Origin of the sequence: Micromonospora sp. NPDC050200, from assembly GCF_040656135.1 — a bacterium.
Lineage (GTDB): Bacteria > Actinomycetota > Actinomycetes > Mycobacteriales > Micromonosporaceae > Micromonospora.
This window is the reverse complement of sequence record NZ_JBFALG010000003.1, coordinates 25,912-51,540: the sequence shown is the minus strand read 5'-3', so window position 1 is coordinate 51,540 and position 25,629 is coordinate 25,912. Positions and strand designations below refer to the sequence as shown.

The 25,629-nt window shown below is 73.0% G+C and carries 23 protein-coding genes; 12 read left to right on the top strand and 11 right to left on the bottom strand.

All coding sequences use genetic code 11. The annotated features are described in order from the left end of the window. A partial coding sequence (locus AB0I41_RS03270; protein ID WP_357101300.1) for an ice-binding family protein occupies positions 1 to 742 on the bottom strand: 742 nt, incomplete at its 3' end. Between the two features lie 976 nt (positions 743 to 1,718). Here AB0I41_RS03270 and AB0I41_RS03265 point away from each other — a divergent pair. Continuing rightward, on the top strand, positions 1,719 to 2,681 hold the full coding sequence (locus AB0I41_RS03265) for an L-threonylcarbamoyladenylate synthase (RefSeq protein ID WP_357101627.1): 963 nt from the start codon (positions 1,719 to 1,721) through the stop codon (positions 2,679 to 2,681). 169 nt (positions 2,682 to 2,850) lie between these two features. Here the strand turns inward: AB0I41_RS03265 and AB0I41_RS03260 are convergent, their stop codons facing one another. After that, on the bottom strand, positions 2,851 to 7,380 hold the full coding sequence (locus tag AB0I41_RS03260) for an HAD-IC family P-type ATPase (protein ID WP_357101298.1): 4,530 nt from the start codon (positions 7,378 to 7,380) through the stop codon (positions 2,851 to 2,853). 216 nt (positions 7,381 to 7,596) lie between these two features. On the opposite strand from AB0I41_RS03260, the gene AB0I41_RS03255 reads away from it, so the two are divergent. The 5 genes from AB0I41_RS03255 to AB0I41_RS03235 all read left to right on the top strand — a co-directional run bounded on the left by AB0I41_RS03255 (position 7,597) and on the right by AB0I41_RS03235 (position 11,310). Further along, entirely contained in the window at positions 7,597 to 7,857 is a 261-nt protein-coding gene (locus AB0I41_RS03255) for a hypothetical protein (protein WP_357101296.1), read from the top strand. A gap of 89 nt (positions 7,858 to 7,946) precedes the next feature. Then, positions 7,947 to 9,326, top strand: a complete 1,380-nt coding sequence (locus AB0I41_RS03250) for an MFS transporter (protein WP_357101294.1) — start codon at positions 7,947 to 7,949, stop codon at positions 9,324 to 9,326. 231 nt (positions 9,327 to 9,557) lie between these two features. Continuing rightward, positions 9,558 to 10,340, top strand: a complete 783-nt coding sequence (locus tag AB0I41_RS03245; RefSeq protein ID WP_357101292.1) for an NAD(P)H-binding protein — start codon at positions 9,558 to 9,560, stop codon at positions 10,338 to 10,340. Positions 10,341 to 10,377: 37 nt separating this feature from the next. After that, on the top strand, positions 10,378 to 10,572 hold the full coding sequence (locus tag AB0I41_RS03240; protein ID WP_357101290.1) for a hypothetical protein: 195 nt from the start codon (positions 10,378 to 10,380) through the stop codon (positions 10,570 to 10,572). 189 nt (positions 10,573 to 10,761) lie between these two features. Beyond that, positions 10,762 to 11,310 (top strand): YbaK/EbsC family protein, encoded by a 549-nt coding sequence (locus AB0I41_RS03235; protein ID WP_357101625.1) that lies wholly within the window; start codon positions 10,762 to 10,764, stop codon positions 11,308 to 11,310. Positions 11,311 to 11,366: 56 nt separating this feature from the next. On the opposite strand, the gene AB0I41_RS03230 is transcribed toward AB0I41_RS03235, so the two are convergent. The 4 genes from AB0I41_RS03230 to AB0I41_RS03215 form a co-directional block, all read right to left on the bottom strand. Continuing rightward, on the bottom strand, positions 11,367 to 11,999 hold the full coding sequence (locus AB0I41_RS03230) for a DsbA family oxidoreductase (RefSeq protein WP_357101623.1): 633 nt from the start codon (positions 11,997 to 11,999) through the stop codon (positions 11,367 to 11,369). 20 nt (positions 12,000 to 12,019) lie between these two features. Further along, positions 12,020 to 12,445, bottom strand: a complete 426-nt coding sequence (locus AB0I41_RS03225; RefSeq protein ID WP_357101288.1) for a SufE family protein — start codon at positions 12,443 to 12,445, stop codon at positions 12,020 to 12,022. A gap of 101 nt (positions 12,446 to 12,546) precedes the next feature. Beyond that, a complete protein-coding gene (locus AB0I41_RS03220) occupies positions 12,547 to 12,966 on the bottom strand; it encodes a CBS domain-containing protein (RefSeq protein ID WP_357101286.1) in 420 nt (139 codons plus the stop codon). 56 nt (positions 12,967 to 13,022) lie between these two features. Further along, positions 13,023 to 14,792: a proline--tRNA ligase gene (locus AB0I41_RS03215; protein ID WP_357101284.1), complete on the bottom strand. Its 1,770-nt coding sequence runs from the start codon at positions 14,790 to 14,792 to the stop codon at positions 13,023 to 13,025. 157 nt (positions 14,793 to 14,949) lie between these two features. Between AB0I41_RS03215 and AB0I41_RS03210 the strand changes: the two genes are divergently transcribed. After that, positions 14,950 to 15,945: a hypothetical protein gene (locus tag AB0I41_RS03210; RefSeq protein WP_357101282.1), complete on the top strand. Its 996-nt coding sequence runs from the start codon at positions 14,950 to 14,952 to the stop codon at positions 15,943 to 15,945. A 15-nt stretch (positions 15,946 to 15,960) separates the two neighbouring features. Here the strand turns inward: AB0I41_RS03210 and AB0I41_RS03205 are convergent, their stop codons facing one another. Continuing rightward, positions 15,961 to 16,506, bottom strand: coding sequence for an HIT family protein (locus tag AB0I41_RS03205; protein ID WP_357101280.1), 546 nt, complete (start codon positions 16,504 to 16,506; stop codon positions 15,961 to 15,963). Between the two features lie 46 nt (positions 16,507 to 16,552). Beyond that, positions 16,553 to 17,032 (bottom strand): GNAT family N-acetyltransferase, encoded by a 480-nt coding sequence (locus AB0I41_RS03200; RefSeq protein WP_357101278.1) that lies wholly within the window; start codon positions 17,030 to 17,032, stop codon positions 16,553 to 16,555. 417 nt (positions 17,033 to 17,449) lie between these two features. Here AB0I41_RS03200 and AB0I41_RS03195 point away from each other — a divergent pair, with 417 nt between their 5' ends. Further along, positions 17,450 to 18,742, top strand: coding sequence for a hypothetical protein (locus AB0I41_RS03195; protein ID WP_357101276.1), 1,293 nt, complete (start codon positions 17,450 to 17,452; stop codon positions 18,740 to 18,742). A gap of 759 nt (positions 18,743 to 19,501) precedes the next feature. Here the strand turns inward: AB0I41_RS03195 and AB0I41_RS03190 are convergent. Genes AB0I41_RS03190 through AB0I41_RS03180 form a run of 3 tightly spaced genes read right to left on the bottom strand, consistent with a single transcriptional unit; the run spans position 19,502 to position 22,534 of the window. Further along, the gene (locus AB0I41_RS03190; RefSeq protein WP_357101274.1) at positions 19,502 to 21,262 is read right to left on the bottom strand and encodes an FtsX-like permease family protein; all 1,761 of its coding nucleotides are present in this window, start codon (positions 21,260 to 21,262) and stop codon (positions 19,502 to 19,504) included. A gap of 1 nt (position 21,263) precedes the next feature. Then, positions 21,264 to 21,998, bottom strand: coding sequence for an ABC transporter ATP-binding protein (locus AB0I41_RS03185; protein WP_357101272.1), 735 nt, complete (start codon positions 21,996 to 21,998; stop codon positions 21,264 to 21,266). Beyond that, on the bottom strand, positions 21,995 to 22,534 hold the full coding sequence (locus tag AB0I41_RS03180) for a PadR family transcriptional regulator (RefSeq protein WP_357101270.1): 540 nt from the start codon (positions 22,532 to 22,534) through the stop codon (positions 21,995 to 21,997). The genes AB0I41_RS03185 and AB0I41_RS03180 overlap by 4 nt, the downstream gene beginning before the upstream one ends. A 327-nt stretch (positions 22,535 to 22,861) precedes the next feature. Between AB0I41_RS03180 and AB0I41_RS03175 the strand changes: the two genes are divergently transcribed. The 4 genes from AB0I41_RS03175 (at position 22,862) to AB0I41_RS03160 (ending at position 25,486) form a co-directional block, all read left to right on the top strand. Then, positions 22,862 to 23,137, top strand: coding sequence for a hypothetical protein (locus tag AB0I41_RS03175; RefSeq protein WP_357101620.1), 276 nt, complete (start codon positions 22,862 to 22,864; stop codon positions 23,135 to 23,137). 94 nt (positions 23,138 to 23,231) lie between these two features. Continuing rightward, on the top strand, positions 23,232 to 23,999 hold the full coding sequence (locus AB0I41_RS03170) for an SGNH/GDSL hydrolase family protein (RefSeq protein ID WP_357101268.1): 768 nt from the start codon (positions 23,232 to 23,234) through the stop codon (positions 23,997 to 23,999). Positions 24,000 to 24,001: 2 nt separating this feature from the next. After that, the gene (locus tag AB0I41_RS03165; protein ID WP_357101266.1) at positions 24,002 to 24,448 is read left to right on the top strand and encodes a hypothetical protein; all 447 of its coding nucleotides are present in this window, start codon (positions 24,002 to 24,004) and stop codon (positions 24,446 to 24,448) included. 135 nt (positions 24,449 to 24,583) lie between these two features. Next, positions 24,584 to 25,486 carry a sulfurtransferase gene (locus tag AB0I41_RS03160; protein WP_357101264.1) on the top strand — a complete coding sequence of 301 codons (903 nt, stop codon included), beginning with the start codon at positions 24,584 to 24,586 and terminating at the stop codon, positions 25,484 to 25,486. Positions 25,487 to 25,629 lie beyond the last annotated feature (143 nt).

The following is a 25,629-nucleotide window of genomic DNA, read 5'->3' as shown; positions in this document are numbered from 1 at the left end:
CGGGACTGCCGGGCGCACCGGGACTACCTGGGGCACCGGGACTACCGGGCGGGCCAGACGGCCCAGGCGGACCAGACGGGCCAGCGCACACAGGTGCGGTGATGACGTTGGTGTCGAGGGTGACGGCGGCGGTTCGAGCCAGCGCGCGGCCCTGGAGAGTCGCGCCCGTGGCCATCGTGATCGACGCCTGAGCCATGATGGTGCCCACGAAGGTGGTACCCGTGCCGATCGTCGCTGAGCTGCCGATCTTCCAGAACACGTTGCAGGGCGAAGCGCCGTTGATGAGGACGACGCTGCTGTTCGACGCCGTCGTCAGCGCGGAGTCAATCTGGAAGATGAACACGGCCTGGGGGTTGCCCTGGGCGTTGAGCGTCAGCGGCCCGGTCAGCTGCGCTGCCCCGATCCGGTAGACCCCGGGGTTGAGGGTGTTGCCGCCGAGTTCTGCGGGGAGGTTGGTGAACGGGGTCCGGCCGGCGGCGTCATTGAAGGCCGTGGTCAGGTCGCTCTGGGCCTGTAGGGCGACCGCGTCGCCGAGGTGGATCTCACCGCCGATGGTTGCCGTCTCGAAGCCCGCCGCAGTGTTCCCTGGGTACCTCCCGAGGCTCTGGCCCAAGAAGCTTGGGCCGGTGTTGGTGGGCTCGGCCCCGGCCAGTACGGAGAAGTTGCCGGCCGTCCCGAGGCCCACCGGCGCCTCCTGCGCGTTGGCCGCGGTCGAGTTGAAGACCAGTAAGGCGGCGGCCACGGCGGCAGCCGCGGAAGCCGCGAGCGCCGGCGGGACTGCCCGCCTAAGGCGATGAACGGGTTTGACTGTCACAGAACACCCTCCGTGGGTACTACTCGCAGGAGGCGTCTCGCGAGTCGCGTCCTGCCCAAACTGGCATAGATAGCGCATCTTGGCGCGCTAGCTACCAAATCACGCTAGCTTCGCCTAAGCATCGAAAACGGGACAATCCGCCGGGTTTCACAATTGGGGCTGGACTGCGGCAGCACCGCGCGAGCCGTCCAGTAGTGGGCCCTCGGTCTGCCGCCAGCAGCGGTCAACGCCTGCGCTGCTACCAGGGGCAACAGCCCTATCCACATCAGACGGTCATTAGGCATTCGACGAAGACCGGACCCCAGGCCGTCGACAGACCGTCGAAGGTGGACCAACAGTGAGTAACAGCCGCCATCGATGCCATGGGTCTTCCCAGGCCAGAGGATGAGTCGACACCCTTTGCTCCGACTGGAGTCAAGATCAACGCGCACAGATCCGGCACAACTGAGGGCCAAAAGACATGCGAAACGTGAAGAGACGCCGAGAATCGCGGCCCAGGTCAGAGGGCCGATCCGTCTACTTTCGGCGGATCTCTCGCCGTCTCGCGGCTTAGGGGTTCAAGTCCCCTGGGCTCCACCAGCACTTCCATCGGTTGATCTCGGTCGCGAGTACAGCCATTCGTACAGCCAAGCCTCGACGGTCGCGGAGCTGCGCGCCGACCTGACCGGGGCGCTCGGGTCCGTCGCGGAGATCAGCCGGATCTTCGACGGCGTGCCGGGGGTGGAGTTCCGGGGTGGGGCGTGCCGCGCTGAGGCCGGCCCGCCCGGGTGAGCCGCCCAGCCCAGCCCAGCCCGGTGGGCAGTCGTCCGGCCCTGCGGACTGGGCGGCGTTCCGCGCGGCCGGCCAGAAGACCGGTACGCCGGCAGGCTAGCGTCGGGGCGTGAGCACCGGATCCCCACGCGTCCTGCCCGCCGACAGCGGTATCGCCGAGGCCGCCGCCGTCCTGCGCGACGGAGGGCTGGTGGCCTTCCCGACCGAGACCGTCTACGGCCTCGGCGCGAACGCCCTGGACGCCCGGGCCGCCGCCCGGATCTTCGAGGCCAAGGCCCGGCCCAGCTTTGACCCGCTGATCACCCACCTGGCCGACGCCGCCGACCTGGAGAAGCTGGTCGGGCCGGTGCCCCCGGCGGTGGCCGCGCTGGCCGACCGGTTCTGGCCGGGGCCGCTCACCCTGATCGTGGACCGGCCCGCCGAGATCCCGCCGATCGTCACCTCGGGGCTGGACACCATGGCCGTCCGGGTGCCGGACGAGCCGTCCGCCCGGGCGCTGATCCGGGCCGCCGGGGTGCCGGTGGCGGCCCCGAGCGCGAACCGGTTCGGGCAGCTCAGCCCGACCCGGGCCGAGCACGTGGTCAAGGGGCTCGGCGCGGCGGTGGACGTGGTGCTCGACGGCGGGCCGACCCGGTGCGGGATCGAGTCGACGATCGTCGACGCGCGCGGCGCGCGGCCGGTGGTGCTGCGGCTCGGCGCGCTCGCCCTGGAGGAGCTGGTCGAGGCGGTCGGGCCGGTGAGCGTACGGGCGGGCAGTTCCGGGCAGCCGGTGGCGCCGGGGACGCTGGCCGCGCACTACGCGCCGCGTACTCCGTTGCGGTTGGTGGCGGGGGCGCAGCCGGCGCCCGGCGACGGCGGCCGGCGCGGTTTCCTGGCCTTCCGGGAGCGGCCGGCCGACGGGTACGCGGCGGTCGAGGTGCTCTCGCCCGCCGGGGACGTGACGGAGGCCGCCGCCCGGCTCTTCGACGCCCTGCACCGTCTCGACGCGGCCGGGGTGACCGAGATTCTGGCCGAGTCGGCGCCCGACGCCGGGGTGGGTCGCGCGATCAACGACCGGCTGCGCCGCGCCGCCGCCACCTGGGACGCGGCCGGCTGAGGGCCGGATGCGCGGCCCGGCGGACCGGGGGTACCGATTCAGTCATCAACCCCCGGAAAGCGAGGGCGCGGTTGCCGATGAACGTCACGTCCGGCGGTTCCGTATCCAACGCGTCCCACGTCAACCCCGGGCCGTACCCGGGAGGGGCGCGGCCATGCGCCCCGTCGTCCTAGCGACCGGACGTCTCCTCCGCCACGGACCCGTCCCCGTCGCCCGTCGGCCCGGCGCCGGGCGAGCCCTCCCCGGTCGAGGCGTCCCCGGCAGGCCCCCCGTCGCCGACAGAGCTGTCGCCGACCGGGGGGAACCGCTCGACCAGGCGGGTCAGGGCGCCGTTGGCGAAGGTGGCGCCGAGCGCGGAGCCGGCCGCGATGCCCCACCCGACCGGCCCGAGCGGGGTGCAGCCGAAGAACTGGCTCACCCCGGGCGTCTGCACCACCGCGCCGAGCACACCGAGGGAGACCGCGGTGGAGGCGAGCACCATCGGGCTGGTGCCGCCGGCCAGCACCGTCTGCCCGAGCTGGGTGCCGACCAGCGACACCAGCGCCACGGTGCCGGCCCGCCTGGGCTGGGCGCCGGTGTACCGGGCCAGCGTCCAACCGGCGGTCGCGCCGAGGGTGGTGGCCGCGGCGCGCAGGCTGATCTCCCGGGTCATCGTCTCGCCGAGCGAGGTGTCCGGCCCCTCCCGCAGCAGCCCGTCGGCGTGGTCGTGGCCGGGCGGCCGGACCGCGATGGCCAGCGCCGGCGCCAGGTCGGTGAGCAGGTTGACCAGGAGCAGCTGCCGCCCGGTGAGCGCGGACCGGCCGGTCGCCGCGGCGGTCAGCACGCTGAACGCGATCTCCCCGAGGTTGCCGCCGACCAGGATGCTCAGCGCGTGGCGTACCGACGACCACATCGCCCGCCCCTCGACCAGGGTGGCGATGATGGTCTCCAGTCGGTCGTCGGTGACCACCAGATCGGCGGCGGCCCGCGCGGCCGGGGTGCCCCGCTGGCCGAGGGCGATGCCCACGTCGGCCAGCCGGATCGCCGGCGCGTCGTTGGCCCCGTCGCCGGTCATCGCCACGGTACGCCCGCACTTCTGTAACGCCTGGATGATCCGCACCTTGTGCGTCGGGGTGCAGCGGGCGACCACGTCGGTGCGGGCCAGCCGCTCGCCGAGCGCGTCGTCGTCGAGCTGGTCGAGCTCGGCGGCGGTCACCACCCGCTGCGCGTCATGGTCGGCGCTGATGATCGAGGCGATCGCCTCGGCGGTGGCCGGGTGGTCGCCGGTGATCATGATGGTGTGCACGCCGGCCTGCCGGATCCGGCGTACGGCCGGGGCGGCGCTCTCGCGTACCCCGTCGGCGAGGGCGAGGAAGCCGACGAAGACCAGCCCCCGCACCTCGTCGTCGGTGACGGTCGCGGCGCCGACCTGGCACTCGGCGACGGCGAGGATGCGGTGTCCCGCCCTGGCCCGGTCGGCGAGCATGGCGTGCAGCCGGGCCCGCCCCTCGTCGTCCAGCGGCTCGTCGCGTCCACCGGTACGCCGGGCGCTGCACCGGGGCAGCACCGTCTCCGGCGCACCCTTCACGCTGAGCAGCAGCCGGCCACCGGCCCGCCCGACGGTGGCGTGGTAGCCGCGGGACGGCTCGAAGGGCAGACCGCCGACCGCCTGCCAGCCGTCCGCGCCGGTCCGCTCGACCACCCCGGCGTCCCGGGCGCCGTACCGGACCGCCCGGTCGGTGTGCTGCGGCAGCTCGCCCGGGTTCTCGGCGGCGGGGGTGGCGCGCAGCGCGGCGGCGAGGGTCAGCCGCAGCCCCTCGTCGAGCCGGTCCACCGGGGCGTACCGGCCGTCGTCGCCGACCCCGGCCAGCTGCAGGCTCCCCTCGGTGAGGGTGCCGGTCTTGTCGAAGCAGAGCACGTCGACCCGGCCCAGCGCCTCGATGGTGCGCGGGTTGCGCACCAGCGCCCCGTGTTCGGCCAGCCGCCGGGCCGCGGCCAGCTGCGCGGCGCTGACCAGGAACGGCAGCCCCTCCGGCACGGACGCCACGGCCAGGTTCGCGGCGGTCGCCGCCGTCTCCACCAGCGGTACGCCCCGCAGCAGCCCCGCCCCGGCCACCGCGATCGCCGAACCCGCCGCCAGCGGGACCGCGGCGCTGGTCAGCTTGCCGAGCCGGGCCTCCACCCCGCTGACCGGCGGGGCCTGCCGGGCCAGTGCGAGGCTGCGGCCGGACTCGGTGTCGGCGCCGGTCGCCACCACCACGGCGGTGCCGTGCCCCGCGGCGACGGTGGTGCCCTCGTAGAGCATCGAGTGGCGGTCCGCCACGGCGGCGGCCACCAACGGCTCGGCGGTCTTGCCCACCGGCAGCGACTCCCCGGTCAGCGACGACTCGTCCGCCTCCAGCCCGTCAGCGGTGAGCACCCGGCAGTCGGCCGGCACCGCGTCGCCCGGCCCGAGCGTGACCACGTCGCCGGGCACCAGTTCCTCGGCGGCGAGCACCCGCGCGGCCCCGTCCCGCAGGACCCGGGCGGTGACCTCCGCGCGGGACAGCAGCTCGGCCAGGGACCGTTCGGTGTTGTGCTGGTGGACCGCCCCGATCAGCGCGGAACCGCCCACCACGCCGCCGACCAGGGCGGCGTCCACCAGCGACCCGAACGCGGCGGAGAGCACCGCGCCGGCGGCCAGCACCGGGGTGAGCGGGTTGGACAGCTCGTCGACGAAGGCGCGCAGCAGGCCACCGCCCGCCCCGGGTGCCGGGCCCGTGCCGTCGACGTGTCGGCGGCGCGCCTCGGCCTCGCCGAGCCCGCCCGGGCTGCTGTCGAGCTGCCGCAGCACGGTGTCCACCGGCATCAGGTGCCAGGCGGTGGTGGTCGCTGCGGGCGTTCCGTCCGGGTGGGGCAGCCGGTGCGCCCGCCACACCCCGTGGGCGAAGGCCACGGCCGCGGCCCCGTTCACGGCCGACAAGGTGCGGCCGGGGAGCTGTCGGGGGGCGGCGGTGAAGGCGCCCAGCGCGCCGAGGCCGGTGCCGGCCATGGCGAGCCGGATGCTCTGCCGGGTCATCCGGCGGGCCACTCCGACCGCCTCGATCATCAGCGCCGGGATCCGCAGGTCGGTGCCGACCAGCAGGTGGGCACCCCAGGGCGGCAGCGCCTCCGGGTCGGCGATGCCGAGGCCGCAGTCGGACGCGGCGAGCGCCGCCCGGTCCCCGGAGACCAGCATCACCACCGCGCCCTCGCGTTGCAGGGTGCGTACCGACTCGGCGAGGCGGTCCCCGCCGGGCAGGAGGGTGTCGGCGAAGCCGTACCGCTCCGGGTCGTCGCCGGCCACGACCAGCCGCAGACCGGCCTGCCGGGCGGCGGTGGGCAGCGCGTCGACGCCGGGCGCCGGCTCCGGCTCGACCCGGAGCACGGCGGCGAGGGTGTCGTGGTGGGCGAGGCCGAGGAGCAGGCCGCCGCCGTCGCGCAGGCGGCGGCTGTCCGGCGTGTCGCCGGGGTCGGCGACGTCGAGTCCGTCGAGCGGCCCGAGCCGCCACCCGTCCGCCTCCCGCGAGGCGTCCGGATCGGCCGGGTCGAAGAGTGCGAACGCCTGGCCGGCCACCTCGCCGGTCGCCGCGCCGGCCAGCGGGGCCAGGTCGGCGAGCACGCCCCGCGACGAGCCGAGCACGGTCGAGTCCAGCACCACCGTGTCGATCCGGTCGAGTTCCCGCAGCACGCTGCGGTCCATCGCGATCACGCCGCGCCGGGCGAGCATCCGGCCGAGCTGGGCGGCGTACCCCTCGCGGCCGCTGCCCGGGGCCTTCGGCAGCGAGGCCAGGGCGAGCGCGGCGGCGCGCTTGTGACCGACCACGGGCAGGGCGGCGGCGCCGGTCGCCACCCCGGCGGCCAGCGCCTTGGTGATGTACCGCTCGACGGGGCCGTCGGGCCTGGGCCGGGGCCGCTCGGTGGTGGGCGAGCGGGCGGCGGCCCGCTCCGGGTCGCCGGTCAGCCGTGGTTCGGCCTCGTTCCAGGTGGAGAGCTGCGCCCGCGCCTCGCCCCACTGCACGATCCGCTGCACGCTGTCCAGCACTATGCCGGTCCAACCGCCGGTGAGTCCCTGGACCACCGCCTCGGCCAGCGGGAAGAGCACCTCGGCGCGCGGGTCGGCGCGCAGCCCCCGGTCGGCCAGCGCGTGCAGTTTCGGGTGCAGGTCGATCGCACCCAGCAGGCCGGCCACCTCGGCGGGGACCGGGGTGTACGGCAGGATCCGGGTGGCCGCCGAGATGGTCAGGCCGAGCGCGTCGGAGGCGAGCGCGCCGAGCGTCCAGGGCGTCCGCGGCCCCTCCTCCGGCGGGTGCGGGGGCGCGATGTCCGGGTCCGGCTCGTACGGGCAGACCCGTTCGGTACGGGCCACCGTGGCGATCAGGTCGGGCAGCCGGGGCTTCGGCTCCTCGACGGCCACCACCACCCGGCCCGACGGCGCGTTGACCCGGGCCCAGGCCACCCCGGGCATCCGCTCCAGCGCCCTCTCGACCTGCCGGGCCAGCCGGTCACCGCCGTCCTGGCAGACGCCGTGCACCTCGATGTGGTGCCGTCCGTCGCGGGACCAGACCCGCCGCCGGGTCAGGCCGGCCGCGCGGGCCAGCCGCGCCGCGGCCGAGCCGACGGTACGGGACGCGCCGGCGACCAGCGGTGGCACCGGGACCGGCGGGAGCACGCGGCCGGCGAGCCGGCCCAGCGTCGTCATCGAGCGGTACGGCCGAGCCGCCGGCCCCGCTCCCCACCGTGCCCGCCGCTGCCGTACGCCATCTCGCCTCCCGCGCTCGTCGGCGGCCTGGCTTCCCGGCGAGCCGCCCGTTATGCCCTCGGGAAGCGGGAAGTTTCCGCCGGTGCGGGCGCATGGAGGCCGGTGACGGTGGAATCCGGGTGGACGTCGGAGGAGCCGGAATACGGGGAGGTCGGGATGAGCACGATCACGCGACACCTCAGCGGTGGTCAGGAGATGGTCCGCGCGTACGGCCGCCGGGTGCAGGTCCCGATGCTCGGCGAGGTGGCGGTCCCGCCGCCGGACAAGGTCGCCTACTACGCGGGGCTGGGGGTGCTGGCCGCCCTCCAGGTCATCGAGTGGCCGCTGGCCCTGGTGATCACCGCCGGTCACCTGCTGGCCGACCAGCACCTGTCCGGCCTGGCCAAGGGGCTCGGTGAGGCGCTGCAGTCGGCCTGACGAGACCGGGCTCACGGTTGACCTCAACCCGGGTTGAGGTCGCAGGCTGAGTCCATGTCGATCACATCGCCCCGGGACGGGGCGGGCCGGTGACGGCCACCGTCACGACGCCGGTCACTCCGGCCGCCCGCCTGTACGACCCGCGCCTGCGGGCGATGACGGTGGGCAGCGTTGCCCTGGTGTCCCTGCTCGCGTTCGAGGCGTTGGCGGTCGGCACCGCGATGCCCACGGTCGCCCGGGCCCTGGACGGCCTCGCCCTGTACGCGCTCGCCTTCGGCGGCACGTTCGCCGCCGGGGTGCTCGCGATGGTCCTCTCCGGCATCTGGTGCGATGCCCGGGGCCCCCGGGTGCCGATGTGGAGCGGGGTCGGGCTCTTCGTGGTCGGGCTGCTGCTGGCCGGCACCGCCACCGCGATGGGGCAGCTCGTCGTCGGCCGGGCGGTGCAGGGCTTCGGCTCCGGGCTGCTCTCGGTCGCGCTGTACGTGGTGGTCGGGCAGGCGTACCCGGAGGAGCTGCGGCGGCGGGTGTTCGCCGCGTTCGCCGCCGCGTGGGTCGTACCGTCGCTGGTCGGGCCGGCGGTGGCCGGGCTGATCGTGGAGCACCTGGGGTGGCGCTGGGTCTTCCTCATCGTGCCGGCGGTGGCGGTGCCGGCGGCGCTGCTGGTCCATTCCGGTCTGCGCACCCTGCCCGCGCCGGCCGCCGCCCGCCCGCCCGCCGGAGCGTTGGCGAGGATCGGTTGGGCAGCCGGGGCGGGGGTGAGCGCCGCACTGCTGCACCACGGGGGGCAGCAGCGCGGCCCGCTCGCCGTACCGCTGGTGGTGCTGGCGCTGGCCGGTCTGGCCTGCTGCGCGCCCCGGCTGCTGCCGGCGGGGTTCCTGCGCGCGGCGCGCGGGCTGCCGACGGTGATCGGCCTGCGCGGCCTGGCCTCGGCGGCGTTCACCGGCGCCGAGGTGGTGATCCCGCTGATGCTCTCCCGCGAGCGTGGTTTCACGCCCACCGCCGCGGGCCTGGTGCTCACCGTCGGCGCGGTCTCCTGGTCGGCCGGCTCCTGGTTGCAGGGGCGGCTGCCGGCGCCCCGCTCCTCGGCGACGTTGCCCCGGGCCGGGCTGGCCTGCATCACGGTGGGGACGGCCACGGTCGCGCTGGCGGTCGCGCCGGCCGTGCCGGTGGCGGTCGGGGTGGTGGGCTGGGCGGTCGCCGGCACCGGGATGGGCCTGCTCTTCCCGTCGCTGTCGGTGCTCACCCTGGAGCTGTCCGCCCCCGGCGAGCAGGGGCGCAACACCTCGTCGCTGCAACTGGGCGACTCGCTCTTCGCCGCCACGGTGCTGGCGCTCACCGGCACCGTGCTGGCGGCCGGCGCGGCACCGGGTTGGGCCGCCTACGCGGGGATGCTGGCGGTCGCGGCGGGCTGCGGTCTGCTCGGGTTGCTGCTCGCCGGGCGGGTGGTGCCCGCCGCCGTACCCCGCTGACCTGCCGCCGATCGCGCGGCCCGGGTGACCGGTCCGCGCTGGGGACGGTGGTCCCCCGGGGTGCGGTCCGCGCTCGTCGGGCGGCGGTCCGGCGATGCCGCGAATCGGCCCTGGCCGGTGGGTGGGGCCGGGAGGATGGGGAGGCGATGAACTTTCCGCGCCGGTATCTGCTCACCTGACGTCACGATCCGCCCGGCCGTCCCGTCGAGCCGTCGACCGGAGGGAGTCGAGATGAGGGTGCTGGTCACCGGTGCGGGTGGCATGCTCGGGCGGGCGGTGTTGCCCCGGCTGCGGGCGGACGGGTTCGCCGTGCGGGCGATGAGCCGGCGGCCCCGGCACGACCCGGCGGCGGAGTGGGTGGTCGCCGACGTGGGTACCGGGGCGGGGCTGGCCGAGGCGGTGGCCGGCGTGGACGCGGTGCTGCACCTGGCGTCGTTGCCGAACCGCCGGCGTACGTACCAGGTGGATGTGCTGGGGACCCGGCGGCTGGCCGTGGCCGCCGGTGAGGCCGGCGTCGCCCACCTGGTGTACGTCTCGATCGTCGGCGTCGACCGGGTGCCCTTCGCCTACTACCGGCACAAACTGGCGGCCGAGCAGGTGGTGAGTGGCGGTCCGGTGCCCTGGACCGTGCTGCGGGCCACCCAGTTCCCGCCGTTCCTCGACGCGCTGCTGCGTACGGCGAGCCGGCTCGGCCCGGTGATCGGCGACCCGGCGGTGCTCGCCCAGCCGGTCGACGAGCACGAGGTCGCCGGCCGGCTCAGCGAACGGCTCACCGCCGGCCCGCTGCGCGGCATCGAGGAGTACGGCGGCCCGCAGGTGCTCCGCTTCGACGAGGCGGTACGCGCCTGGCGGGCGGCCCGTCGGTCGCACCGTCCGTTGCTGCCGGTGCGGATCCCCGGCCGCCTCGGCAGGGCGTTGCGCGAGGGCGGGCTGACCACCACCGCCACCCCGACGGGCCGGCGGACCTGGGCGGACTACCTCGCTGACACGTACGGGGGAACCGGCCGGAGATGAAACCTCTCCCCATTCACGTTCGTCCTACCGTGACGCCATGTTCACGTTCATCGCCACCGTCATCCTCTACGTCTTCGGTTTCGTCTTCCTCTACGGCGTGATCCGGCTCGCCGTCCGGCACGGCATGGAGGACCTGGAGGCCCGCCGCCCGCAGGTGCAGCGGATCGCCCAGTCGGCCTCCGCCGACGACCGCGCCTTCCTGCGGGAGAACGCCTTCCTCGGCGGCAGTTGAGCCGCCTGCCGGAATCGGTCCCGTCCGGGCGGGCCCGGCCCCCGCACTCGATGAGGCGGGCGGGTCCGGGGCCCGCCGCGCCCGATCAGACGGACGGCTCCGGGCGTGGCGGGTCCGCTGGCTGGCGGATGTCGGCTGGCGGGTGCCGACGGGCGGATCAGGGCGGCGGGTGCGAGGATCGCAACCGTGATGGGGACGCTGAAGACCGAAACCGCCCGCACCCGACTCGACCTGCTGGCGCCGCCGGTTGCCGCCGCGCTGGAGCAGTGGCCCGTCGGGGCCCCGGTGGACGCCGACGACGTGCTGGTCGCGCCGATCGACGCGACGCTCGCCGACACCGCCGCCTTCTGCGAGGCGTACGAGGTGGGGCTGGACGTGTCGGCGAACTGCGTGGTGGTCGCCGGCAAGAGGGAGGGGGAGATCCGCTACGCCGCCTGCGTCGTGCTGGCCACCACCCGTGCGGACGTCAACGGGGTGGCCCGGCGGGCGCTCGACGTCCGCAAGGCGAGCTTCGCCCCGATGGCCGACGCGGTCGAGTTGACCGGCATGGAGTACGGCGGGATCACCCCGATCGGCCTGCCGGAGAGTTGGCCGATCCTGGTCGACTTCCGGGTGGTCGCGGCCGCGCACGTGATCATCGGATCCGGCGTACGGCACAGCAAGATCACGATCCCGGGCCCGGCGCTCGGCGTGCTGCCCGGCGCCCGGGTGGTCGAAGGGCTGGCCAGGCCGGCGTAGGTCGTCACGTCCGTCGATGTGGTTGCACGTGAAACATCACAACCGTCGATGGCCGGTCAGGCTCCCGACTCGCGGCGCTCCACCTCGGACAGCGCGGCCAGCAGCGTCTCCGGCTCCTGCGCGCCGGTGACCGCGTACCTGCCGGCCAGCACGAAGGTGGGCACACTGCTCACCCCGAGCTGCTGGGCGGCGGTCAGGTCGTCGGCGACCTCGCGGCGACCGAGTGGGGAGTCGAGGTGCTCGCGTACCTCGGTCTCGTCGAGGCCGACCCTGGTGGCCAGCTCGACCAGCGCGTCCCGCGAGCCGAGGTCGACCCCGTCGGTGAAGTGCGCCGCGTAGAGGGCCTCGACCGTCTCCCCGGCCAGGCCCCGCTCGGTGGCGAACCGGATCAGGCGGTGCGCCTCGAAGGTGTTTGCCTGCACCGCGCGGTCGAAGCGCAGGTCCAGCCCCACCCCGGCGGCGACCTGCGTCACCTGGGCGAACATCGCCTGAGCCCGCTCCCGGCCGCCGAACTTCGCGGCCATCGCCTCGACCAGGGGCTTCGGCTCGGTCACCGGGGTGGGGTCGAGCTGGAAGGGACGGTAGCGGACGGTCACGTCACCGCCGTACGACGCCAACGCCTGCTCCAGCCGGCGCTTGCCGATCCAGCACCAGGGGCAGACCACGTCGGCGTAGATCTCGATCTCCATAACGGGGGAGAACACCCAGCTCAGCCGGCTTGTTCCCGGACCTGGCGCTTGAGTCGGGCCAGGATGGCGGTGCCGCCGCGCACCCGCAGCGGGCTGATCGCCTGGGCCAGCCCCATCCGCTGGTAGAGGTCGTCCGGCACGGCCAGCACCTGCTCGGCGCTCGCCCCGTCCAGCCCTTCGGCGAGGATGCCGGCGAAGGCTCGGGTGGTCGGCGCCTCCGGTGGGCAGTCGAAGACGGTCTGCACCGTGCGGTCCGGGTTGACCTCGGCGCGGAGGAAGAAAGAGGTCTGGCACTCGGGCACCTGCTCCATGCCCTCCCGGTCCACCCCTGGCGGCAGGGGCGGGATGACGTCGGCGTATTCGAGCAGCATCTCCAGCACCACGTCGCGGGGCGCGGCGGCGAACTCCTCGACGATCTCGGCCAGCTTCGTCGGCATCTCGGGCATCCCGCCAGGCTACCGCCGCCGGCCCGGCGCCCTCCGCGGGCGAACGTCCTGTCGACCCGGTGCCGCCACCTGGGTGGGCGAGGGGCACCGGGTCGATCGGGTCAGGCGTTCGGCGACGCCTCGCTGATGTCGGCCAGCGCCGAGGTCGGGTCGAGCTGCATGGCCAGGTCGCCCAGGGAGACGATGCCCACCAGCTTGCGCTCGTTGTCGCAGACCAGCACCCGCCGGATGTTGCGCTCGCGCATCAGCGCGGCCGCCTCCGAGGCGGTGGAGTGCTGCTCGATCATCACCACCTCGCGGGTGATGATCGCCCCGATGGTGGTGGTCGACGGCTCGCTGCGGTCGGCCACCGCCCGCACCACGATGTCCCGGTCGGTCAGCACGCCGGCGAGGGTGGCGCCGTCGGTGACCACCACATCGCCGATGTCCGCCTCCCTCATCACCCTGGCCGCCTCGTCCAGGGTGGTCTCCGCCGGCAGGTAGACCACCCGCCTCGTCATCACGTCACTGACCCGGTACATGAGAGCCTCCGAAAACACCTTGGCTGATCCCGCAGCGGTACCCCGTGGCGCGTTCGCTACACCCGGTTGCCGAGTGCGCGACCCACCTCGTCGGCGAGTCGCTCCACCAGCCCGTCCACCGGCAGTTCCACCCGCTCGCCGGTGGCCCGGTCGCGCAGCTCGACGTACCCGTCGGCGAGACGGCGGCCGACCACGACGGAGCGCGGGATGCCGATCAGCTCCGCGTCGGTGAACTTCACCCCGGCGGAGACGTTCACCCGGTCGTCGACCAGCACCCGCAGGCCGGCGGCGGCCAGCCGCCCGCCGAGGTCGAGCGCCGCGTCGAGCTGCGGCCCCTTGCCGGCGGCGATCAGGTGTACGTCGCACGGCGCGATCGCCGCCGGCCAGACCAGTCCCCGCTCGTCGTGGTGTTGTTCGGCGATCGCGGCCACCGCCCGGGACACCCCGATGCCGTAGCAGCCCATGGTGGGCCGGACCGGCTTGCCGGCCGCGCCCAGCACGTCGAGGGCGAACGCGTCGGTGAACCGGCGCCCGAGCTGGAAGATGTGCCCGATCTCGATGCCCCGGCGCATGGTCAGCTCACCCGTGCCGCAGGCCGGGCAGGGGTCGCCGGGGCGCACCTCGGCCGCCTCGATGGTGCCGTCCGGGGTGAAGTCCCGGCCGCAGACCACGTCGGTGGCGTGCCGGCCCGGCTCGTTCGCGCCGGTCAGCCAGGCGGTGCCGGGGACCACCCGGGGGTCGACCAGGTAGCGGATGCCGAGCTTCGCCATGACCTGCGGTCCGAGGTAGCCGCGGACCAGCTCGGGGTGTTCCGCCCAGCCGTCGAAGACGGTCACGGTGGCCGGGTGCAGGGCCGCCCCGACCCGCTTCAGGTCCACCTCCCGGTCGCCGGGCAGCCCGATGACCAGCAGCTCGGCCGCCTTTGCGCCCGGCCGGCGTACGGCCAGCACGACGTTCTTCAGCGTGTCGGCGGCGGTCCAGTCGTCCCGTTCGGCGAGGCGACGGGTGTTCGCCAGGTCGACCAGCGAGGCGATGGTGGGCGTCTCCGGGGTGTCGTGCACCTCGCTCGCCCGGTGCGCGTCGGGATCGCCGGCGGCCGGGGCGCGGGTGGTCACCGCCTCGGTGTTCGCCGCGTGGTCGCAGGCCGTGCAGCCGACGAAGGTGTCCTCGCCGACCGGCGTCGCGGCCAGGAACTCCTCCGACGCCGAGCCGCCCATCGCCCCGGACATGGCCCGCACCACCGTGTAGTCCAGCCCCAGCCGGTCGAAGACCCGCCGGTACGCCGCCCGGTGCCGGTCGTACGACTCCTGGAGGCCGGATTCGTCCAGGTCGAACGAGTAGGCGTCCTTCATCAGGAACTCGCGCCCGCGCAGCAGGCCGGCCCGGGGCCGGGCCTCGTCCCGGAACTTCGTCTGGATCTGGAACAGCGTCACCGGGAAGTCCCGGTACGAGGTGAAGAGGTCCTTCACCAGCAGGGCGGCCATCTCCTCGTGGGTGGGGGCGAGCAGGTGCTCGGCGCCCTTACGGTCGGCGAGGGTGAAGATGTCGTCGCCGTACTCCGTCCACCGGCCGCTGGTCCGGTAGGGCTCCGCCGGCAGCAGCGCCGGGAAGTGCACCTCCTGGTCGCCGATGGCGGCCATCTCCGACCGGACCACCTCGGTGACCCGGTCCAGCACGAGCTTGCCCAGCGGCAGCCAGGTGTAGCCCCCCGGCGCGGCGCGTCGGACGTAGCCGGCGCGCAGCAGGAGCCGGTGGCTCGGCACCTCCGCGTCCGCCGGGTCCTCGCGTAGGGTCCGCAACAGCAGGGTCGACGTACGTAGCAGCATCCGCGCAGCGTACGACCGGTGCGGCGGGACCGGCGATCCAATTAGCCCGGACCAGTCGCGGGGACTGTCGGAAATCGCCGCCCCTCGTTTCCAGCCGCAGCGACCCCGAGACCCCCTGTGCGGGGGAGCACCTCCACTCTCGGCGGGGAGCCGGTCGGTGGCGGACCGGACCAGGCTGAACCGTATGAAGATCAGTTCCGATCGACTCCCACTCGTGGTCGGTTACACCACGGTTGCGGCGATGCTGCCGTATCTCGCCATCAAGACTGCCTGGCTCCTCGGAAGCGACGTCGGCGTCAACGATCCCGGCCTGATGCAAACGACGCCCTTTGTCGTCGCCAACCTGATCACCGCAGGGATGGAGGTCACCGGGGCCGCACTGGCGTTGACACTCGTCCACCGCTGGGGGCGCCGGGTCCCGGCGTGGTTGGTGCTGTTCCCGATGTGGGTCGCCAGCGGGCTGCTCGCGCCGGTGATGATTGCCGCGCCGCTCGGCTTCCTGGCCGAGTCCCTGGCCGGGGGCGCCGCAGCCGGCGGCACGGAGAGCGGCGACGCACCGATTGCCGGCCTGCAGGGATGGGTGTACGCCGTCGTCTACGGCGGATTCATCCTGCAGGGCGCCGGCCTGGCCGTCGCGTTCGGGCTGCATCTTCGAGCGCGGTGGGGCGGCATCGTGCGCGGCCCTGTCGGCTCCCATCCGCAGGGCGCCACGCACGGCGTACAGGTCATGTCGACCGTCGCCGTCGGTGGGCTCACCGCGCTCGTCGTGGCGGTACGCCTGTACTGGGCCGGTGGCGGTGAGGCAGGCCTGCCCGCTGCCTCAGATGCCGGTCGGAGCCTCACCCAACAGGTTGTGGACGCCTCATCGGCCGCCCTTGCGCTGGCTGGCCTGCTCGGATTGGTCGTCCTGGTGTCCCGCCGGCCGCGGGAGTTGCCTGCCTGGGCGCCTGTTACGGCGGTCTGGGTCGGTGCCGGGTCGATGTGCTGCTCCGGCGCCTATCAACTTGTCGTCCTGCTGGCCCCGGGCAGCCCGTTCGACGCGTCCGGCGGCGGCGGGTTCGGCCTGCTACTTGCGGCCCAGACGATCGCCGGCCTGCTGGCCGCGGTGACCGGCGCGTTCCACCTCGCTGAGGCATACCCGGAACGGCGGTAGCTTTTCCTCGAAGATTCACTCGAGCTGAGCCAGGGCGGCTCGAATACGTGCGCCGAGTTCCTCGAGTTCCTGCGGCGTGTACCGCAGAATGCCATTTTCGGCCATGAGCGCATGATACTGCTGCTGGTCGTAGGGCACGCCGGGTGGCAGCGGTGCGACGTGCCAGTGCACGTGTGCGTTGCCCTGAATGCTGCCCAGCGAGAGCAGATAGGTGCGTTCGGGCCGGGTCACCTCCGCGACGGCTCGCGCGACCTTGTGCACCGTGGCCTGCATGGCCAGGTACTCGACTGGCGTCAGGTCGCCGACCACGTCCTCGACATGCCGGCGCGGAGCTACAAGCGCATAGCCGGGCAGGGTGGGATAGCGGCTGAGGAATGCCACGTGCGGGCCGTCGTCGTACAACAACACGTGCTCGTAACCTGGTTCGCCGGTCAGAAACGCGCAGACAAAGCACTGCCCAGCGCGCACCCGCCGCTCATAGCTGACGAGGTCCATCGACACCCTGTTGAGATTCCCCATCCAGTGACCGTAGCCGCGGACCGATGGCGCGCCGGCCAGCATGCGCCCTTCGTGGCGGGTCCATCGCGGACATTGCCCGCGTGATCCATCACAGGCGTTTCGCCATCTGTTGCGTCGTGACCTCGTAACCACATGTCCGGTACAGCGAGATCGCGGGCTCGTTGTGGCCGAACACGTTGAGTCCAAGCCGGGTCGCACCCGCTTCCCGTGCCACCGCCTCCACGGCCGCGAGGACCGCTTTCCCATAGCCGGATCGCCGGTAGGGCTCTTCCACGCTGATGTCGTAGAGCCACGCCGTGTCGGTCGTCCTGGTTCGGGGCTCCTCCAGCCCGACCCACGCGTAGCCGACGACCCGGCCCGTGGTGTCCTCGGCCACCAGCAGGCGGTGGCGTTCCGTCGTCAGTCCACGAGGCAGAAACTGGGCGCGATCCTGCCGCGCCTTCTCCATCGCGGCCTCGACCGGCATCGTGGCGGCGAGTGACTGGACGTACTCCATGTCCCGTCGCGCCGTGTAGTTCTCGTACTCGTCTTGACGCATCGCGCGCAGGGTGACTACGGGTGCACTCATCCGGACATGCTGCCAGGCACCGTTCCGGGGAAGCCAGTGGCTTTCCCACCTGATCTCACCGGGTCCGTTCTGCGACCCGGAGAAGCGTCGCGGCGGTTCGCCAAATGTCATCCATATTGAGCTGTCAGCGACTGTGGCGACCGGCATGAATTGGTGGTTGTCGGCGCACCTCGAGGCGCCTGGTGTCCAGCTCGGTAATGGAAAATTTTGGGCGAGCAACCTAGGGGCCCTCGCTTCTCGCCAACATCTACTATGCTCCGACGGGTCGCGCCGGCGGTGGCGGCGAATTGACCGCGAGATTCGTTGCCGGCCCGGCCAATCAAGTTACCGAAAGTCACCGCGCAACCTCGGGAACGTTCGGAGGCCTCAACGATGACCCGCCCAGGGCTGCGACCACTTGTCGCAGCCATCGCGACCGTGCTCTCACTGGCCAGCGTCGTCTCGCTACCGACCCCTGCCTCGGCCGCGTTCAGCCAACCTCTTTCCGTATCACAAACGGGGTACGACTCCTACGATCAGCAACAGGCCTTCGACCGGCAGGGGGACGCGCTCTTCGTCTGGGTGCGTGAATCCCACACTTACCCGTACCCGCGGTACGTCCAGATCAGGTCCCGCAGCTACAAAGGCACCTGGGGCACCACGACCAACCTGTCACCGTCCGGCCAGGCCCCGCGCTCACCGAAGGTCGCGCTCGATGACGACGGCGACGCGATCGTGGTGTGGCATGCGTACAACGGCGTCGACTACCACGTCTACGCGCGGAGAGTTTCCAAGGCCGGCGCGCTGGGACCGCTCATGGTCCTGTCGGCGGCCGGAGTGAAGGTCCACGGCACCAACGTGGCCATAGACTCCGATGGCGACGCTGTGGTGACCTGGGCCGAGTGGCACGAGGACGGCGGTGTCTTCCCGATGATGCGCCGGTACAGCATGAGCGGGTCACTGTCGTCGCCGGTGGTGCTCGCGTCGACTCCGGCGTCCGCGGAAACCCCGGCGGTGGCGTACGACCGCGAAGGCGACGCTGTCCTCGCCTGGGCCAACGACAACGTCGTGCAGGCCCGAACCCTCAGCGCCGCCGGGACGATCAGTGAGCTCAAGACCGTGTCGGCACCCCTCTCGCCGATCGACCGCCACTTCACTGCCGCCGTGGCAGTGGACCGGGACGGCGACGCACTCGTGACCTGGCGCCATTGGTCCGACCAGGACCAGAGCACGCAGGTCTGGGGTCGCTGGGTGTCTCGCGACGGGACCGTCGGCAATGTCCGTCAGCTCACCCCCGCATCGCATACGGACGTGGTGAACCACTCGGTTGCAAGCGACCTCGACGGCGATGTGCTGCTGACGTGGGATCTGTTCTCCACCGGACACCTCTACGCCCTACCCATCAGTCGCGCGCAGACGGTCGGGCAGCCGGTCCTCCTGTCGACCTTCGGCCGTCTGCACACTGTCCGCGTCGACGACGACGGTGACGGCATCGTGGTCTGGCAGGGGAAGGGTGTCGACAACTCTGTCGGCAGCGTGGAGGCCCGTCGCGTAACCCAGTCGGGCACGTTCGGCCCGACGCAGGTGATTGTGGCGATCGGTGTGAATCCGACAGCCGCAGTGACCCCTGCGGGACGCGCCGTCGCCGCTTGGGAACGGCGGTTCCAGGTCGATCTGCAGATCCAGGTGAGCTCCGAGTCTTACATCACCGGTCAGACAAGTCGGTCCTAGGCGCTGAACGTCGCACGCGGGCCAGAAGAGCGACGCAAAGCGCCCTTGACGCTGAGGCTGCACGGCACGCTTCGCGCCGCATTCCACCACGGCCGGCGGTGACCCGCGCTGCGGCGCCCCGGCCGGCTGCCGGCGGTAGCAACGAATGAGGCCCCAGCCAGGAATCCTGTCCTGGCTGGGGCCTCAGGCTGTGACCTTCGCCGATAACTGGCTCGCTGGTCGGCGGCCTGCTTGAGTGCTCGGCGCAGCAGGGCCAGCGGGGGAACCCCGGAGATTGCGGTGTCATCGCGGTACAACCGGCAGGCCAACGCAGGGCGTTGGCCGGGCTCGACGAACGGATCCCGGCCTTCGATGAACAAGCTGGGTGAGCCGGTGAAGCCGGTCCGCTCGGCTTCGGCCTGGTCGTTGATGACCCGGATGGTGAACCGCACTGCTGACAGACCCACGTCATCAAGTGCCCGGCGCGCCCCGCACCCGCTCCGGCGAGAACCGCGGCCATCCGTGCTGAGCTGACCGCCACCGGCTGCGCCGGGGAAGGGTGCCGGCGCAGCCGGCAGGACGGCGGCGGCCAGGGCGAGCCGGTCGGGCGTCCGCGTCGTCCGGCTAGGTTCTGTCAACCTAGGACAGACGGATGCGCGCAGATCGCGGCAGATCCATGCGCAAGCTCTTGCAATTGACGTGTTAGATGCAACTGGCGTCTTGCTCTGCGGTTCCGCTCGGCTGTAGGGCCGCGAGCGGCACTACAGCCGTTGACGGCTGTCAGGTCGGTGCGGACTGGAGTGTGTCCACGACCGGGCGCCGTGTGGCAACCATCGCGGGGATGGCGGTGAGTGCGGCGATGGCGAGCAGGACTCCGAGTGCGGTGGCGAGCAGCCAGGAATCGGGTGGGTACTGGACCTCGCCGGTGCTGACGGACGCAAGAAGCCCGATGCCGGCCGGGATCCCCGCGGCGACGCCGGGTATGGCGGGAAGCAGTTGCGCTAGCGCCAGGCCCACGCCGGCCTGCGCGGGCGTGGCGCCGAGCGTCCGCGCGACGGCCAGCGGCTGCCGGGCGTCGAGGACCGCGGTCCAGGTGCTCACGACGGCGTTGATGAGCGCAAGGATGCACAGCACGACGGTGAGCACGAGCGTGGCCTGCTCGCTCCGTTCCACCCGGGGATTGGCGAGCTCCGTGTAGCCGAGGTCGAAGTGCACCACTTGGGTGTTGACCATGAGTATGGCGACGAGCGCGGTCGTGGTGATCAGGGTGTTCACGGTGACCAGCCGGGCGCGGCGTGGCCGGCGCGCGTTGATGCGCACCCCGATCAGCAGGGCGGTGGGCAGCCGCCGGGACAGCCAGATACGCCACCGCCGGCGCCGCGGTGGCGTTGCAGCGTCGGCCAGCGCGTGGACGGTGCTGGTGGCGGCGCGCACCACCGGCACCAGAGTCGCTGCCACAGCGATCGTGAGGGCGAGGGCCGTGACGGCGATCACCGTGCGCAGTGCGGGTGGCTGGGCGTTGACGGAGCCGATGAGTCCGGCGCTGGGGCGGATCAGCACGGGTGCGGCGAACCAGCCCGCGGCCAGGCCCGTGGCGGCGGCGGCAAGCCCGATCACGAGGTACTCGGCGAGGTGGACGGCGGCGATCATGGCCGGTCCGGCGCCGACGGCCTTGAGCAGCCCCACCCGGCGGCGCTGGCCGATGATCCGGCCCGCGACGATGCCGGCGACGCCGGCCAGTGCAAGGCCGCTGAGCAGCCAGCTGCCGACGAGCAGCGCGATCTGCGCGTCGCTGTACAGCCGACCGTTGAGGTGGTCGATTGCTTGCCAGGTGGTGAGTTGGTCGCCGACGGCGTACGTGGTGCTGGCCGCCGGGTCGGCGAGTTTGAGGTTGAGGGTGTACGACAGTGGCTGGCTGCCCGCGAGCGTGGCGATGTCGCTGCGGTCGACCCAGACCAGGCCGCCGCGCTCGACCAAGATGCTGCCCGGGTAGTGCCATCCGGCGTACGGATATGTCGCTCTCGCGGCGGTGACCGCGGTCCCGATCACGCGCAGCGGATGGCCGTCGATGTTGACCGTGTCGCCGGTGCGGATGCCGAGGGCGTCGGCGAAGGCGCGCTCGACGACCACGCCGCCGGGGCGTACCCAGGTGCCGTCGGTCACGGCGGGCCGGTCGATCGATACGGGTGTGGTGTCCCGGCCCTCGACGACGGCGTGCGCGGACTTGCCGCGGGCCGTCATCGTCAGGTAGGCGACCGGGAAGGGGCCGCTGTGATCGGTGACGCCGGCTGCGGTGGTCAGCGATGCGAGCTCGTCCAACGCGGCCTGGCCGGTGGCCCCGGGTGTCACGATCACGTCCGGGCCGGCGGTGGCGGTCCGGGTCTGCCGGTACGGCCGGTCGGCGATTTCGTTGAGGGTGAGGCCGAGGGTCAGCGTCGCGGTGGCGGCGGTGATGGCGACCAGCAGCAGCACGGTCTCGGTTCGGCGGCGGCGCAGGTCCCGCATCAGCAGCCGGCAGACGAGCAGGAGGCGGCCGGACATGTCAGCGCCGCCCGTCGTAGACGGTGCCGGTGGCGGTGGCGGTGCTGGCGAGTCGGGTGTCGTCGGCGAACGCGCCGTCGCGCATGGCGATCACCCGGTCGGCGACCGCGGCGATGCGGGCGTCGTGGGTGACCACCACGAGGGTCTGTCCCGCGGCGCGCAGCTCCTCGAACAGCCGCAGCACCTCCAGGGTGGCCGCGCTGTCCAGGTTGCCGGTGGGTTCGTCGGCCAGCACGACCAGCGGCTCGTTGCTCAACGCTCGGGCGATGGCAACCCGCTGGCGCTGCCCACCGGACAGCGCCGAGGGCAGGTGCGCGGCGCGGTCGGCCAGCCCGACCCGGTCCAGCAGGTACATCGCCCGCTTGCGGGCCCGCCCCGGTGACTGGCCGGCCAGCAGCGCGGCCAGCTCGATGTTCTCCACCGCGGTCAGCTCGTCCATGAGGTGGAATGCCTGGAAGACGAACCCGACGCTGTCGCGCCGCAGCCGGGCCAGGGCCCGTTCGCTCATCGTGTCGAGGCGGTGGTCGGCCAGCCATACCTGCCCCGCGGTTGGGCGTTGCAGGCCGCCGAGCAGATGCAGCAGGGTGGACTTGCCGCAGCCGCTAGGCCCCATGACCGCCAGGGCCTGCCCGGCCGGCACGTCCAGATCGACCTCATCGACCGCGCGGACCAGCGCGTGCCCGTCGCCGTACAGCATGCTCAGCCCACGCGCCTGCAACACCGTCGATCCGGTCACGCCCCCGCCTTCCGTCCGGTCCGATCACGCCCAGTCCACATGCGCTCACACGCCTCCAGCCATTCCAGGTCGGCCCGCAGCCGCAGCACGACACCCTCCAGCAGCAGCCCGGCAACCGGATCCACCGACCGGTCCAACGCGGCCCGCTGGGCATCCCGCAGCCGGCGCAGCACCTCACGCCGCTGCGCGTCGACCAAGGCCACCGGATCGGCCAGCCGGGCGGCCGCGGCAGCCACCAGCTTGAGATGAAACTCCGCGAGGTCCGGCTTCGGCCAGCTCACCTCGGTCAGCCAGCCCGCGACCCGCTGCTGCCCCTCCGGGGTCAACGCGTACACCCGCCGGTCGGGCCGGTCCGGCAGTCCCTCGGCCCGCTGCGAGGTCACCAGCCCTGCCTTGCCCAGCCGGGCCAGCGTCACGTAGATCTGCCCGGCATTCATCGCCTCGCCCAGCGGGCCCAGCGCGGCACGCATCCGGCTGCGCAGCTCATACCCGTGCGCCGGCTCCTTCGCCAGCATGGCCAGCACCACGTCCTGCACCCAGGCACACCCTTCGTGTAGATCGTTACTAGATAACGGCTAGCTATAGCGCTGTCAAATCGACGGCGGGGTGCAGCAGACGGAGCCGGCCGCCTACCTGAGCGGCGCACCGCGCGATTGCGCCCAGAGGCGGCCGTCCGGTCCGGCACTGCTCGTTGGGCGTGGGCTTGGCCGAGCTCCCTGCCCTGGTGGCAACCCGCACCACCACACCACCACCGCCGATCACATCTCGCCGCCGATCAACGACGCAACGTGCGCGCACATCGGCAGAAGCGGATGCGGAGCGTTTTGCCCCGCTGAGTGGTTGCTCGTTACGCAGGGTTACCGATCAAGCCGGGCGGCCGATCCCATGGCCGTCAAGGCAGCCGATCACCGGAGGCGCCGTGGCCGTGCGCCGAGGCCCGGCTGCTGCTCAAGACCGAGTACGACGACAAGCCGATCGACCTGGCCATCTACCTGTCCGGGCTCTACCACGAGGCAACTCACGACCTGTTCTGGCTGAACCCGCACGACGGGCCCACCCCGCGCGAGCTGTTCGTGCGGTTCGTCGCCTGGGGGCCGTACCGGAGGCCGATGGTCGAGCCGGCCGACCCTGATCGATGACCTCCGCCACGTTCCCCGGGCAGATGGCAGCGCGCGGAACAGGCCCGGTGACAGACTGATCGCCGCAGGCAACGAAGAGCGTGAGGGAGAGGGCGTGCGCTGGCGCAGCTTCGTCGCGGTGGGGGACAGCTTCACCGAGGGCATGGACGACGCGTACCCGGACGGCACCTACCGCGGGTGGGCCGACCTGGTGGCGACCCGGCTGGCCGCCGAGGGCGGCCCGGACTTCGGGTACGCCAACCTGGCGATCCGGGGCCGCCTCTTCCCCAGCGTGGTGGCCGAGCAGGTGCCCGCCGCCCTGGCGATGAAGCCGGATCTGATCAGCTTCGCGGCCGGCGGCAACGATGTGCTGCGCCGCACCTTCGACCCGGACGCCCTGGTCACCCGCTTCGACGACGTGGTCCGGCAGCTCCGCTCCGGTGGCGCCGACGTGATTCTCTTCCGGTTCGCCGACGTGATGGCGCGGCTGCCCGGCCAGCGCCTGGTCGCTCCCCGGGTCGAGCTGCTCAACCGGGCGGTCGGCGAGACCGCCGAGCGGTACGGCGCGATCATGGTCGACCTGTACGCCGACGACACCTTCCTCAACCCGATGCTGTGGAGCACCGACCGGCTGCATCTCTCGGCCGCCGGGCACCGCCGGGTCGCCGCCCAGGTGCTCACCGCGCTCGGGGTGGGCTGCGACGAGGAGTGGCTGTTGGTGCCGGAGCGGCCCGCCCGCACGCCGTGGCTGGCCGCCCGCGCCGCCGACCTGCGCTGGGCCGGCCAGCACCTGGCCCCGTGGATCAAGCGCCGGCTGACCGGGCGGTCTTCCGGCGACACGGTCACCGCCAAGCGCCCGCTGCTCGGGCCGATCGCCGACTGATCGTGCGGACCATCCACGCCGCCGCGCTGCTCCGGGTGACACCGGACGACGAGCCGGTCCCCGGCCGGGCGGTGCTCGTCACCGGGAACCGGATCGAGGCGGTCGCGCCGCTGGACGAGCTGACGGAGGCGTACCCGCAGGTGCGGGTGCGGCGGTGGGCCGGCACTCTCGGGCCGGCGCTGGTGCACGACGGGCCCCTGCCGCCCGCACCGAGTCCCCGCGAGCGGGTGCACGCGCTGTTCCGGCTCGGCGTCGCCGCGGTGCTCGCCGCGCACGTGACCGAGCCGGACCTGCGGGCCGCCGCCGCCCGCAACGACGTCGCGGTGCTCGACCGGGTACGGCCGCCGGCGCTGGTCCCGGCCGGCCGGGCCGACCTGGCCGTCTTCGCCGACGACGGCACCTGCCTCGCCACCGTGGTCGCCGGCCGCCTGGTGCACCGCCGCGCCTGACACCGCGGTCGGCCCGGTGCGCGTCGATCCTCTGTGGTCGGCGGACTCGTCACGGCACGTGCCGGCGGTCACCTCCGCCGCACCCGATTTCCGATGGCCGGCCGCCGTGCCCGGATCGGGCGTAACTTGGGGCTCATGCCTGTGTCGAGCGATCCGAATCCCCGCCTCCAGTCGTACGCCGACCCGCAGCGCCTGGTCACCACCCAGTGGCTGGCCGAGCACCTGGGCGACGAGGGTCTCGTCGTGGTGGAGTCCGACGAGGACGTGCTGCTCTACGACACCGGCCACCTCCCGGGCGCCGTCAAGGTCGACTGGCACACCGAGCTGAACGACCAGGTCACCCGGGACTACCTCGGCGCCAAGAGCTTCGCCGAGCTGTGCGCCGCCAAGGGCATCGGCCGCGACGACACGGTGGTCTTCTACGGCGACAACTTCAACTGGTGGGCCGCGTACGCCCTCTGGGTCTTCTCGCTCTTCGGCCACGCCGACGTGCGGCTGCTCGACGGCGGCCGGCAGAAGTGGATCGCCGAGGGGCGGGAGCTGACCCGGGAGAAGGTTTCCCGGCCGCGCGCCGAGTACCCGGTGCCGCAGCGCGACGACACGCCGATCCGGGCGTACCGGGAGCAGGTGATGGCGCACGTGGCCGCCGGTCGGCCGCTGGTGGACGTCCGCTCGCCCGGCGAGTACACCGGCGAGATGCTGCACATGCCGGACTACCCGCAGGAGGGCGCGCTGCGCGGCGGGCACATCCCGGGCGCGGTCAGCAAGCCGTGGAAGTCCGCCGCCAACGACGACGGCACCTTCAAGTCCGCCGACGAACTGCGCGCCATCTACGCCGACCAGCTCGGGCTGAGTCCGGCGGACGACGTGGTGGCGTACTGCCGGATCGGTGAGCGGTCCAGCCACACCTGGTTCGTGCTGCACCACCTGCTCGGCTACCCGCAGGTGCGCAACTACGACGGCTCGTGGACCGAGTGGGGCAACCTGGTCCGGGCCCCCGTCGTGAAGGGCGACCAGCCGGGCGGCCTCGCCGGCTGAGCCACGCGTTGTGCCGGACGGCCGCGCCCCACGTCGGGGTCCTGCCGCTTTCCGGCCTCAGCCACCGCTGAGCCCAAAGGACCGCTTCCGGGCGGCAATCCGGCGTTTGCCTGTCGCGTCGCCCCGCCACGGGGAAGGCTGCG

Coding starts and splice junctions, on each gene's coding strand:
- AB0I41_RS03260 (WP_357101298.1), bottom strand. CDS start 7,380: ATGACGACGCTGGGCCGGCTCGCCGGCCGCGTGCTCCCGCCGGTCCCG.
- AB0I41_RS03255 (WP_357101296.1), top strand. CDS start 7,597: ATGAGCACGATCACGCGACACCTCAGCGGTGGTCAGGAGATGGTCCGC.
- AB0I41_RS03245 (WP_357101292.1), top strand. CDS start 9,558: ATGAGGGTGCTGGTCACCGGTGCGGGTGGCATGCTCGGGCGGGCGGTG.
- AB0I41_RS03240 (WP_357101290.1), top strand. CDS start 10,378: ATGTTCACGTTCATCGCCACCGTCATCCTCTACGTCTTCGGTTTCGTC.
- AB0I41_RS03235 (WP_357101625.1), top strand. CDS start 10,762: ATGGGGACGCTGAAGACCGAAACCGCCCGCACCCGACTCGACCTGCTG.
- AB0I41_RS03230 (WP_357101623.1), bottom strand. CDS start 11,999: ATGGAGATCGAGATCTACGCCGACGTGGTCTGCCCCTGGTGCTGGATC.
- AB0I41_RS03225 (WP_357101288.1), bottom strand. CDS start 12,445: ATGCCCGAGATGCCGACGAAGCTGGCCGAGATCGTCGAGGAGTTCGCC.
- AB0I41_RS03220 (WP_357101286.1), bottom strand. CDS start 12,966: ATGTACCGGGTCAGTGACGTGATGACGAGGCGGGTGGTCTACCTGCCG.
- AB0I41_RS03215 (WP_357101284.1), bottom strand. CDS start 14,792: ATGCTGCTACGTACGTCGACCCTGCTGTTGCGGACCCTACGCGAGGAC.
- AB0I41_RS03205 (WP_357101280.1), bottom strand. CDS start 16,506: ATGCTGGCCGGCGCGCCATCGGTCCGCGGCTACGGTCACTGGATGGGG.
- AB0I41_RS03200 (WP_357101278.1), bottom strand. CDS start 17,032: ATGAGTGCACCCGTAGTCACCCTGCGCGCGATGCGTCAAGACGAGTAC.
- AB0I41_RS03190 (WP_357101274.1), bottom strand. CDS start 21,262: ATGTCCGGCCGCCTCCTGCTCGTCTGCCGGCTGCTGATGCGGGACCTG.
- AB0I41_RS03160 (WP_357101264.1), top strand. CDS start 24,584: ATGCCTGTGTCGAGCGATCCGAATCCCCGCCTCCAGTCGTACGCCGAC.